This is a genomic window from Yersinia sp. LJYL362 (assembly GCF_048323875.1).
In genome coordinates this window covers 1-10,844 of the sequence record NZ_JBLWEX010000114.1, presented here as the reverse complement: position 1 = coordinate 10,844, position 10,844 = coordinate 1, and the positions used below count along the sequence as shown (strand labels likewise).

The window sequence follows — 10,844 nt, the reverse complement described above, 5'->3', positions numbered from 1 at the left end:
CCCGCACGACTGGCACTGAATTGTCATCAAATGGTAATACATAATGGGTCGTTAGCTCAGTTGGTAGAGCAGTTGACTTTTAATCAATTGGTCGCAGGTTCGAATCCCGCACGACCCACCATTATGTTTTACAGTAAAGAGTGAGTAGTACCGCATGACAGCGGGTCGTTAGCTCAGTTGGTAGAGCAGTTGACTTTTAATCAATTGGTCGCAGGTTCGAATCCCGCACGACCCACCATTCTCTCCCAGTTTGGTTTGAATGTAAGAAGTTGAAATCATCGAATAGATATTCCTCTTCCTGTTTTGTCTAAAATGCCTCGAGTAGAATTTATTCCGCACGACTGGCACTGAATTGTCATCAAATAGTAAACATAATGGGTCGTTAGCTCAGTTGGTAGAGCAGTTGACTTTTAATCAATTGGTCGCAGGTTCGAATCCCGCACGACCCACCATTATGAAGAGTTAGCAGGGTATCAAATCGTTAGGGATGAGAACCGTAAAAGGTTCGAGCCGAGCGAAGCGAGACAGCAACGCGCAGCGTTGACCCGAAGGGCGAGTCCGCAGGACGAGTAATCCCGCACGACCCACCATTATGTTTTACAGTAAAGAGTAAGCAGTACCGCATGACAGCGGGTCGTTAGCTCAGTTGGTAGAGCAGTTGACTTTTAATCAATTGGTCGCAGGTTCGAATCCCGCACGACCCACCATTCTCTCAGGTATCGAAATATCCCCCAGACTCAGAAGCCGCATACTACACAATAATCGTGTGGGTGAGACCTGCGTTCAGGTTCGAGCCGAGCGAAGCGAGACAGCAACGCGCAGCGTTGACCCGAAGGGCGAGTCCGGAGGACGAGTCATCCCGCACGACCCACCATTCTCTCAGGTATCGAAATATCCCCCCAGACTCAGAAGCCGCATACTACACAATAATCGTGTGGGTGAGACCTGCGTTCAGGTTCGAGCCGAGCGAAGCGAGACAGCAACGCGGTAGCGTTGACCCGAAGGGCGAGTCCACAGGACGAGTCATCCCGCAGGACCCACTATTCTCTTCCCCTTCTCCCTGTTATACCTTCCAAGCAATATCATTTATACTTCTCATTCAAGAAACCCAAACAGATTTCTATAACCCTCTACTATCCTTTCTACCACCCAACTTTCCCCCATATTTAACTCTATTAAACATTTTTGCCATTTTGAGACAATATCTGGCGACTTTTCGCAAAATATTGAGTATTTTGTTTAGGATAAAAAACAAACCAATCTGACTGGCAGCCTGAGAGATACCGTGGCTCCGGAATCACTGGCAATAGAGATGTGAGCGATGAGCGAAACTTTTGATGTAAATGCAGCGATTTATCCTTTCCCTGCGCGGCCTGTCCCGCTGGATGTGGACCAAAAAGCCTTTTATCGTGAGAAAATTAAAACACTGCTGAAGCAACGCGATGCCGTGTTAGTCGCTCACTATTATACTGACCCCGAAATTCAGGCCTTGGCCGAAGAGACCGGCGGTTGTGTTGCTGACTCACTGGAAATGGCGAGATTCGGTAACAACCACCCTGCGTCAACTCTGTTGGTCGCTGGCGTTCGTTTTATGGGTGAAACGGCTAAAATACTCAATCCCGAAAAGCAAGTATTGATGCCAACCCTCAATGCTGAATGTTCGCTGGATTTAGGCTGTCCGGCTGATGAATTTGCCGCATTCTGCGACAGCCATCCTGACCGCACTGTCGTGGTGTATGCCAATACCTCAGCGGCGGTCAAAGCCCGGGCTGATTGGGTGGTCACTTCCAGTATCGCGGTTGAGTTAATCGAACATCTCGATAGCCTGGGCGAGAAAATAATCTGGGCACCGGATAGGCATCTTGGAAACTACGTACAAAAAAGGAGTGGTGCAGATGTGCTGTGCTGGCAGGGAGCCTGTATCGTCCATGACGAGTTTAAAACCCAGGCACTGGCCCAAATGAAAGCATTACATCCTGATGCCGCGGTGTTGGTTCACCCGGAGTCGCCACAAGCTGTTGTCGATATGGCGGATGCGGTAGGTTCAACCAGTCAGTTGATCATGGCGGCAAAAACACTGCCCCAGAAAAAACTGATCGTCGCAACGGATCGGGGCATTTTCTATAAAATGCAGCAGGCTTGTCCGGATAAAGAGTTATTCGAAGCGCCCACTGCTGGCGAAGGTGCAACATGTAGAAGTTGTGCGCATTGTCCGTGGATGGCGATGAATGGTCTTAAAGCGATAGCTGAGGGGCTGGAGCAGGGTGGTGTGATGCATGAGATACATGTTGATGAACAATTGCGTCAGCAGGCGCTGATACCGCTAAATCGCATGTTGGAATTTGCCAATCAGTTGAAGCTACAGATCAAAGGCAATGCGTAAGCATTTATACTCGTCATACTTCAAGCTGCATGTGCGTTGGCCGCGCTCAATCACCCGAATCACTTACTACAGTAAGCTCGTCGGGATTCATTCGCTTGCCGCCTTCCTGCAACTCGAATTATTTAGAGTATATTCACTACTGTATTAACAGCAAAAGGATAGCCAGATGGATTTCTTTAGTACCAGTAACATATTGGTTCATATTCCGCTGGGTACAGGCGGGTATGATCTTTCATGGATTGAAGCAATAGGTACGCTGTTTGGGTTGCTGTGCATCTGGTTTGCCAGCAAAGAGAAAATCATTAACTACTTGTTTGGGTTGATAAACGTAACGTTGTTCGCGGTGATTTTCTTCCAGATCCAACTCTATGCCAGCTTGTTGCTACAGCTGTTCTTCTTTGTAGCTAATATTTATGGTTGGTATGCCTGGAGCAAACAAACGCCTGATAACCAAGCGGAATTGAAAATTCGTTGGCTATCTTTGCCGAAAGCATTGGTTTGGGGCGTGGTTTGTGTCGCGGGTATCGCATTGATGACGTTGCATATTGATACGGTATTTGCCTGGCTAACCCGTACGGCAGTTACTGTTATGCAAGGCTTGGGAGCGAATGTCCAAATGCCGGAGTTGCAGCCAGACGCTTTCCCATTCTGGGACTCCACTATGATGGTCTTATCCATCGTGGCGATGATCTTGATGACTCGAAAGTATGTTGAAAACTGGCTGATTTGGGTGGTTATTGATGTCATCAGTGTGGCAATTTTCGCCTACCAGGGCGTTTACGCCATGGCGCTGGAGTACGTGATACTGACGCTGATTGCACTAAATGGTTCTTGGCTTTGGATTAAGAGCGCGGCACTAAACCATTCACGCCCACTGTCTACCCTGAGTGATTAATATTTCGGTTCAATAGCTGTTGCTGTAAATGTCAGTCAGGCGAGGTGCTCCAGAGCATTCGCCTGACTGATAACATCAATGATGGTGATGATGGTGCTCTCCGGCACTAGCGGCTTGATTAATGCCGCAATCTGGTGCTTTGCAGTGCTGGTACTCCATCTGGATGGTGGCATGACCAATATGGTAATGATGCAGCAGATGGTGCTGAATTCGTTGCAGTAATTCATCATTGTCTTGCGGTGGGATCACCTGCACATGCAGTGTCATCAGCCGTTGGTCTCCGACTTGCCATAAGTGGACGTGATGGACGTCTCGCACCTCATAGATGCTGGTGCAGAGATCTTTGCGCAACTTATTGATATCAATCTCCTGCGGTGCGCCCTCCAATAGCTCGTGAAAACTTTCTTTCAGCAGACGCCAGGCACTGCGTAACACCAATACCGAGACCAATACTGACAAAATTGGATCTATGGGTGTCCAGCCGGTGGTCAGGATCACTACGGCTGCCACGATAGCCCCGACGGAACCTAATAAGTCACCCATAACATGCAAGGCCGCGGCCCGCACATTGATATTCTTTTCTTCCTCGCCACGATGAAGTATCCAGAAGCAGAAAATATTCGCACCTAATCCCGCTATGGCGATGATTAACATCGGTACACCCATCACCTCATGCGGGGTAAAGAAACGCCGAACTGCCTCCCAAAAAATCAGCACGACAATCAATAATAAAGCTGCGGCGTTAACAAAAGCGGCCAGCGTGGTAAGACGCAAATAACCAAAGGTATGGCGAGAATCCGGCTTCCTCCGTGAGAAATGTACTGCCATTAGTGCGATAAATAATGCGGCTGAGTCGGTCAGCATATGCCCGGCATCAGCCAGCAGTGCCAGCGAGCCAGATAACCAGCCGCCAATCGCCTCTGCCACCATAAACAGAGTCGTCACAGCGAACGCTATCAACAGGCGCTTGCTGTTGCCGTCTTGTGGGAAAAACGATGATGCAGACATATTTATCCTTCAATGGTAAAAGCTGAACGCAAAACGAGAATTATCTACCTATGTTAGTCCTGATAGGATTTCATTCAATGATTGATGCATATTATAGATAACAGGGATGTTGTTGTTTATCTGTACTGCTCTTCTAATGCGATAAAGTAGATTTACAGCATCCAATTCACCAGTTAGATTGGTTCAACTAGATTAATACAGACAGACGTTGTGCGATGATCGTCACAAGACTTAATGGAAAAGCTATGAATTACCAGATTGATGACCTACGGATTAAAGAAATTAAGGAACTCCTGCCCCCTGTCGCCCTGCTAGAGAAGTTTCCGGCTAGTGAAAAAGCAGCAGAAATCGTCGCCAAGACCCGCGCTGCGATTCACAGCATTTTGCGCGCTCAGGACGATCGCTTGTTGGTGGTGATTGGCCCATGCTCCATTCACGATACTCAGGCGGCCAAAGAATATGCGGCCCGCTTGCTGACATTGCGTGAAGAGCTGCAAGGTGAGCTTGAAGTGGTGATGCGGGTGTATTTTGAAAAACCGCGTACCACGGTAGGTTGGAAAGGTCTGATTAACGATCCGCATATGGATGGTAGCTACAATATCAATGATGGTCTGCGTATCGCACGTAAGTTGCTATTGGATATTAATGAGAGCGGCTTACCGGCTGCCGGCGAGTTTTTGGATATGATTACCCCGCAATATTTGGCTGACCTGATGAGCTGGGGGGCGATTGGTGCTCGTACCACGGAATCTCAGGTTCACCGCGAGCTGGCTTCTGGCTTGTCTTGCCCGGTCGGTTTCAAAAATGGTACCGATGGCACTATCAAAGTCGCTATTGATGCTATCAATGCCGCCAGTGCGCCACACTGTTTCCTGTCGGTGACTAAATGGGGACACTCAGCGATTGTCAATACCGCCGGAAATGATGATTGCCATATCATTCTGCGTGGTGGTAAAGAGCCGAATTACAGCAGCGCCCATGTTGCTGCGGTGAAAGAGGGGCTTAGCAAAGCTGGCCTGGAACCACAAATCATGATTGATTTCAGCCATGCTAACAGCTGTAAGCAATTCAAAAAGCAAATGGAAGTAGGAACGGATGTTTGCCGTCAGATTGCTCAGGGCGAAAAATCTATTATGGGTGTGATGATTGAAAGTCATCTGGTCGAAGGTAGTCAGAATCTGGAAAGTGGCGAACCTTTAACTTACGGCCAAAGTGTCACCGATGCTTGTATTGGTTGGGAAGATACAGAAGCGTTGCTGCGCCAGTTATCGAATGCAGTCAAAGCTCGCCGCCAGTAATTAACTTATCGGCAAATAAAAACCCCCGCCATCTGAGATGTACGGGGGTTTTTTAATGGGACTAATCAGGAATGATTACTTCGCTTTACCCTGATTGGCAACCGCAGCAGCTTTAGCCGCGATTTCATCAGCGTTACCCAGATAGTAGTGTTTGATTGGTTTGAAGTTTTCGTCAAACTCATACACCAATGGCACACCTGTTGGGATATTCAGCTCAAGAATTTCTTCTTCATTCAGATTATCCAGATATTTAACCAGTGCACGCAGAGAGTTACCGTGAGCAGCGATGATAACGCGCTCGCCACTGGCGATGCGTGGTTTGATCACTTCTTCCCAGTAAGGGATAACGCGATCGATAGTCAGAGCCAGGCTTTCAGTGGTTGGCAGCTCTGCATCAGTTAATTTTGCATAACGTGGGTCATGGCCAGGGAAGCGCTCATCACTTTTATCCAGTGCTGGAGGGGTGATGGCAAAGCCGCGACGCCACAGTTTAACTTGATCATCACCGTATTTAGCCGCAGTTTCAGATTTATCCAGACCTTGCAATGCGCCGTAATGACGCTCATTCAGTTTCCAGGTTTTTTCCGTTGGAAGCCAAGCCTGATCCAGTTCGTCCAGGATACTCCACAAGGTGTGGATAGCGCGTTTTAATACTGAGGTGTAGGCGAAATCAAAAGTAAAACCTTCATCTTTCAACAGCTTGCCAGCTGCTTTTGCTTCGGTACGGCCTTTCTCAGACAAATCAACGTCATACCAACCCGTAAAGCGGTTTTCGTTGTTCCATTGACTTTCGCCGTGACGTACCAGAACCAGCTTTGTTACTGCCATAGTTCGAACTCCTCAGATGACTAATTTATACCGATTACAACTTCAAGCTGCATACGTGTTGACTGTCTTGCTGCAACTTGAATTATTCAGGGTATATTCAATGATAACTATTATCATTATATTGCGTGATGACCGCAGACAGCAATCGATAGTGTTTAACCATAGCCAATTTTTTATCATAAGGTAAGGCCAGAGGTCGAATCGATTTAATCGCATCCAATCGTCTGAGCCAGTGTCCCTTTCTGTGATTTAATTATTTGAGCAACATCAGTGGGCAAGTTTGACCAGATAGTCAATTGGGGATTTGTTTTTGCTTCAATGGTATCAACGGTGACTTGATAATCGCAGAAATTAGCAGATTTGGCCGTATTTTGATCTATCAGGAATGCAGCATACTGGCCTTTATCCGGTGATGTGCCAATAAAAATGATCTTCCAATAGCCACTCGGGAGTGCAACAGACGGCTTCGCTGGCAGTGTTCCGATATTGCGTTCAAATAGCGGCCCGGTAACGGAGTAAACAGCAGTAACATCCTGGCGGTTAGCCAATGTGCGCTCCTTGTCTTCGAGCCTCACCCATGCACCTTGGTTTAAGGCTGCTTTTTGTGGCGTGATATTGGACAAATAATTAAGCGCCTGCGAATCCTCGTTACCCGCGAGTAAGCTTAGCGGAGCCTGATGCCCACGATCAACGGCCAGCTTTTGATTAGCACCAGTATAATCTGCCGGTACTAGTGTATCTGAGGCTGGCAAGTCGGGATCTTGTGCCCATTTACGCGGGTGATTGCTAGCCTGACTGCTTTTCGTGACTTTATATGCCACCCAATTTGCAAATTTGGTATTACTGTTATTGTTCAGCGTATACACATCGCGAATAACTGTTTGATCACTACCACCGGTCGGGCAGCCGACAAGGCAGTTATCAATAGCTGCAGCAGGTAAATTTTGTTCGGTAACGGCAGGTGCCGAGAGTGTGGTTTTGGGCGCGGTGGAGTGATCTGTGGTGGTACATGCGGCCAATAAAAGAACAGGCAAAAGTTTAATCAGATTAAATTTCATTATTTATTCCTCTTGCTAATTGATTTCAGAAATAACATTAAATTAATCATATAGTTAAAATATAAAAATAGTTATAAAAACAATTACGAAACTTATAACTATTTTTTAATTATATGAAAGACCAGTAGTGGCGACATTTAAACCTCAATACTCAGCACTTACTTAAAGAACGCTGTGATTTATTTATTATAAAAACTTACGTGCATTATTTTTACGATATTCCGGAGGAAACTTTATTTACGCTTTCATCGCTATTTAGCTTAATTAATGATGTGTGGAGTTTACTGCAAATTTTCCTGTTTCTACAATAATGAGTATTCCAGCTTGTTGGCAATTATTTACCCCCATCATTTAAATAATCGAATGTTTTTCTTTGCGTTGATAATAATCCTAACTTAATATTTAATTTATGTAATATCATTTTAATAATATATAATTTGTTGATATTTAATGGCTTTATATTTTATGGCTGAGTTTTATATATTAGCATTGTTTATTTTTCATAGATTGATAAGGGGGTATCGAGGTTGCAGCTTGTCGTTACTAAAAAACAAGCGACGAAAACGGGGACAGTAAAGTGATATATGGAGCACTAAAGGCTCCATATTGATAAATGTGTGATTATTACAAGAGAAGATTAAGCGGCTTTCTTCAGGCAGGTACTCATAAAGGTTTTACGCGCGTCACCTTTTAACTCTTTGGTTGCCGCCTCGGCATTACAGCTTTTCATTTTCTGCTGTTGCGGGGTTAGGGCTTTCTCATCAGGATGAACTTGTGCTTTTAGGCACTGACTCATAAATTTCTTCCGATCATCACCTTTCAGGGACTGAGTGGTCGCCTGCTGGTTACAATCGGTCATTTTTTTCTGTTGCGCGGCCTGAGCCGGAGAGGGAGTTTTTGCTGTATCCGCCGCCATCACATTCACACTGAGCAGCAATCCGGCTGAGAGTAACCATAGGGTAGTTAGACGCATAGGAATTCCTTAGATAATGTTTGAGGGTCTGAAAGGGCGGGCAACAGGTAACACTAACCCCTGACAGATGCAGTTAAGCGTAGATGGTAGTGCTGAATATGGGTAGTTTCGGTTATATCTTAGATGAATAGAGACTGCCGCCGCAGCGGCAATCCACTATAACGCGATAAAGTGATAAACGGTGGTGGCACGGTAGGTTTTCCCCGGTTTTAGCCAGCAATCAGGTTGTGGCCATTCCGGGTGGTTAGGGCTATCAGGTAAGAATTCACTTTCCAGAGCAACGCCAGTGTAGCTGGCATAGGTTCCGCCATTACGCGCAGGTGTTCCGCCGAGGAAATTACCGCTATAGAGCTGCAAGGCGGGTGCTGTGGTGTAAACGCTCATTTGAACTTGATTATCAGAGGACCACAGGTGCGCCGCCGGGCTTTCGGTAGCACCACAAGTGCGATGCAGCAGATAGGCATGGTCATAGCCCTTCACCCGCTGTTGACCACGGTCTTGCAGGAAGTCGCGCGCCAGTGTTTTCGCTTGACGGAAATCCATGCCAGTTTTTTCAACACTTTCGAGTCCACCGGTGGGGATCCCATCACTGCCGACCGGCAAATAGCGGTCAGCAAACAGCTGTAATCGATGCGCCCGCACGTCTCGTCCTTCGCCATCGAGATTAAAGTACGCATGATTGGTCAGGTTTACCGGGCAGGTTTTATCAACCTGAGCCTGATAGTGAATCTCCAGCCGATTATCCTCGGTCAGCAGATACTGCACTTCAGCGGTTAAATTACCGGGGAAACCCTGATCACCGTCAGGAGAGTGCAACTGATAAGTGACTTGTTTCTCATCTTGCTTAACCTTTTTCCAGCGCCGGTTATGGAACCCTTCCGGGCCACCATGTAGTTGGTTTTCGCCTTGATTGGGTATCAGATGGAGGATTTCACCCTCTACTGTGATTTGTGCTTTCGCAATGCGGTTGGCGTAGCGGCCAACTGTCGCACCGAGATAAGCCGCTTGATGCAGATAATCGGCTGGGGTTTGGCAGCCCAGCAGCAACTCGCGTTTTTCACCCCCTTTTAGTGGCAATATTGCTGATAACCAGGTAGCGCCCCAATCCATCAGCGTCACGCTCATGCCGGTTTTATTATGTAACTCGGTCAATTCAAAGGGGTGACCATCCGGTGCTAACTGGTCAACACTGCTTGATGATGCAGCGTCGTTTTTCAGCATAAACCCGCTCCTTGTGAAGCCTGACAAACGTAAAAGGTTTCAGTTCTACCGCCACTGTATGCCGGATATTGCTGCGCTACAGCCGCACGAACTTGCTCGACGAGCGAGTTTGGCATTAGCGCGACGATACAGCCGCCAAAACCACCGCCAGTCATACGAACACCACCTTGCTCCCCAATAACGGATTTCACAATATCAACCAGGCTGTCGATCGGTGGAACTGTGATCTCGAAATCATCGCGCATTGAAATATGAGACTCGTGCATCAATTGTCCCATCAATTTTAAATCGCCAGACGCCAATGCATCAGCCGCTGCCAAAGTACGCTCATTTTCAGTAATCACATGGCGAGCACGTTTAGCCACCACAGGATCTAACTCATCCTGAATAGAGAAGAACAGGTTAGGGTCAACATCGCGCAGGGCTTTAACCCCAAAGAAACGCGCAGCGGTTTCACATTGTTGACGACGGGTGTTGTATTCGCTATCAACCAAGCCCCGTTTCACATTGGAATTGATTATCACCACTGCCACATTTTCTGGCATGGGGACGGCACGAGTTTCAAGCGTGCGGCAGTCGATCAGTAGCGCGTGGTCTTGCTGGCCGAGTGCTGAAATCAGTTGATCCATGATGCCGCAGTTGCAACCAACAAACTGGTTTTCAGCTTCCTGGCCATTGAGTGCCAGTTCCACACCACTCAGAGGTAACTGATAGAGTGATTGTAGCGCCTGGCCGACGGCGACTTCTAAAGAAGCCGAAGAGCTCAGGCCCGCACCTTGCGGGACATTGCCGCTGATAACCAGCGAGGCACCGCCAAAATCGGCATGACGCAGTTGCAAGTGTTTTACCACACCGCGCACATAGTCAGCCCAACGGTATTGCGCATGCGGGACAATTGGTTCATCCAGAGAGAATATGTCTTGCTGATTGTCATAATCAGCCGCAATAACATGTATCTGGCGATCATCGCGTTTACTGCAACTAATGACGGTTTCATAATCAATGGCGCAAGGCAGCACAAAGCCATCGTTATAATCGGTATGCTCACCGATAAGATTGACGCGGCCCGGAGCTTTGATAGTGATGTCAGGTTCATGGCTAAATTGTTGGCGGAAAATGGCCTGGGTATGCTGTTTTAAACTCATTATTTGACTCCGGCTTCTCGATAATGGACATCACT

The 10,844-nt window shown here is 47.2% G+C and carries 9 protein-coding genes, 4 tRNA genes and 3 other RNA genes; 10 read left to right on the top strand and 6 right to left on the bottom strand.

Annotation, left to right across the window (positions count from 1 at the left end; translation table 11 throughout):
• Positions 1 to 45: 45 nt before the first annotated feature.
• From ACNSO8_RS05145 to pnuC, 9 genes are all read left to right on the top strand, one after another.
• Positions 46 to 121: transfer RNA gene (locus ACNSO8_RS05145), tRNA-Lys, on the top strand.
• Positions 122 to 162: 41 nt separating this feature from the next.
• Positions 163 to 238, top strand: a tRNA-Lys gene (locus tag ACNSO8_RS05140).
• Between the two features lie 138 nt (positions 239 to 376).
• A tRNA-Lys gene (locus tag ACNSO8_RS05135) sits at positions 377 to 452 on the top strand.
• Between the two features lie 14 nt (positions 453 to 466).
• Positions 467 to 590, top strand: a non-coding RNA gene (locus ACNSO8_RS05130) — RtT sRNA.
• 41 nt (positions 591 to 631) lie between these two features.
• Positions 632 to 707, top strand: a tRNA-Lys gene (locus ACNSO8_RS05125).
• 43 nt (positions 708 to 750) lie between these two features.
• Positions 751 to 874, top strand: a non-coding RNA gene (locus ACNSO8_RS05120) — RtT sRNA.
• A gap of 44 nt (positions 875 to 918) precedes the next feature.
• Positions 919 to 1,043, top strand: a non-coding RNA gene (locus tag ACNSO8_RS05115) — RtT sRNA.
• A 278-nt stretch (positions 1,044 to 1,321) separates the two neighbouring features.
• A complete protein-coding gene (nadA, locus tag ACNSO8_RS05110; protein ID WP_019081134.1) occupies positions 1,322 to 2,383 on the top strand; it encodes a quinolinate synthase NadA in 1,062 nt (353 codons plus the stop codon).
• Between the two features lie 166 nt (positions 2,384 to 2,549).
• The gene (pnuC, locus tag ACNSO8_RS05105; protein WP_019082682.1) at positions 2,550 to 3,278 is read left to right on the top strand and encodes a nicotinamide riboside transporter PnuC; all 729 of its coding nucleotides are present in this window, start codon (positions 2,550 to 2,552) and stop codon (positions 3,276 to 3,278) included.
• A gap of 75 nt (positions 3,279 to 3,353) precedes the next feature.
• Here pnuC and zitB read toward each other — a convergent pair whose 3' ends face one another.
• A complete protein-coding gene (zitB, locus tag ACNSO8_RS05100; RefSeq protein ID WP_019082683.1) occupies positions 3,354 to 4,286 on the bottom strand; it encodes a CDF family zinc transporter ZitB in 933 nt (310 codons plus the stop codon).
• 245 nt (positions 4,287 to 4,531) lie between these two features.
• On the opposite strand from zitB, the gene aroG reads away from it, so the two are divergent.
• Complete coding sequence (aroG, locus tag ACNSO8_RS05095; protein ID WP_408576697.1) at positions 4,532 to 5,584, top strand: 3-deoxy-7-phosphoheptulonate synthase AroG; 1,053 nt, start codon at positions 4,532 to 4,534, stop codon at positions 5,582 to 5,584.
• A 75-nt stretch (positions 5,585 to 5,659) separates the two neighbouring features.
• Here aroG and gpmA read toward each other — a convergent pair whose 3' ends face one another.
• The 5 genes from gpmA to galK form a co-directional block, all read right to left on the bottom strand.
• Entirely contained in the window at positions 5,660 to 6,412 is a 753-nt protein-coding gene (gene gpmA / locus ACNSO8_RS05090; protein WP_019081130.1) for a 2,3-diphosphoglycerate-dependent phosphoglycerate mutase, read from the bottom strand.
• Between the two features lie 206 nt (positions 6,413 to 6,618).
• Positions 6,619 to 7,470: a DNA/RNA non-specific endonuclease gene (locus tag ACNSO8_RS05085; RefSeq protein ID WP_172654866.1), complete on the bottom strand. Its 852-nt coding sequence runs from the start codon at positions 7,468 to 7,470 to the stop codon at positions 6,619 to 6,621.
• Between the two features lie 637 nt (positions 7,471 to 8,107).
• Positions 8,108 to 8,443 carry a PsiF family protein gene (locus tag ACNSO8_RS05080; protein WP_005168046.1) on the bottom strand — a complete coding sequence of 112 codons (336 nt, stop codon included), beginning with the start codon at positions 8,441 to 8,443 and terminating at the stop codon, positions 8,108 to 8,110.
• A gap of 156 nt (positions 8,444 to 8,599) precedes the next feature.
• Positions 8,600 to 9,664: a galactose-1-epimerase gene (gene galM, locus ACNSO8_RS05075; protein ID WP_019081127.1), complete on the bottom strand. Its 1,065-nt coding sequence runs from the start codon at positions 9,662 to 9,664 to the stop codon at positions 8,600 to 8,602.
• On the bottom strand, positions 9,658 to 10,809 hold the full coding sequence (gene galK / locus ACNSO8_RS05070; RefSeq protein WP_019081126.1) for a galactokinase: 1,152 nt from the start codon (positions 10,807 to 10,809) through the stop codon (positions 9,658 to 9,660). The genes galM and galK overlap by 7 nt, the downstream gene beginning before the upstream one ends.
• Positions 10,810 to 10,844 lie beyond the last annotated feature (35 nt).

What these genes read in the sequence shown, in the direction of transcription:
- pnuC (WP_019082682.1), top strand. Translation starts at nt 2,550, where the DNA reads ATGGATTTCTTTAGTACCAGTAACATATTGGTTCATATTCCGCTGGGT.
- galM (WP_019081127.1), bottom strand. Translation starts at nt 9,664, where the DNA reads ATGCTGAAAAACGACGCTGCATCATCAAGCAGTGTTGACCAGTTAGCA.
- ACNSO8_RS05080 (WP_005168046.1), bottom strand. Translation starts at nt 8,443, where the DNA reads ATGCGTCTAACTACCCTATGGTTACTCTCAGCCGGATTGCTGCTCAGT.
- aroG (WP_408576697.1), top strand. Translation starts at nt 4,532, where the DNA reads ATGAATTACCAGATTGATGACCTACGGATTAAAGAAATTAAGGAACTC.
- zitB (WP_019082683.1), bottom strand. Translation starts at nt 4,286, where the DNA reads ATGTCTGCATCATCGTTTTTCCCACAAGACGGCAACAGCAAGCGCCTG.
- nadA (WP_019081134.1), top strand. Translation starts at nt 1,322, where the DNA reads ATGAGCGAAACTTTTGATGTAAATGCAGCGATTTATCCTTTCCCTGCG.
- ACNSO8_RS05085 (WP_172654866.1), bottom strand. Translation starts at nt 7,470, where the DNA reads ATGAAATTTAATCTGATTAAACTTTTGCCTGTTCTTTTATTGGCCGCA.
- galK (WP_019081126.1), bottom strand. Translation starts at nt 10,809, where the DNA reads ATGAGTTTAAAACAGCATACCCAGGCCATTTTCCGCCAACAATTTAGC.
- gpmA (WP_019081130.1), bottom strand. Translation starts at nt 6,412, where the DNA reads ATGGCAGTAACAAAGCTGGTTCTGGTACGTCACGGCGAAAGTCAATGG.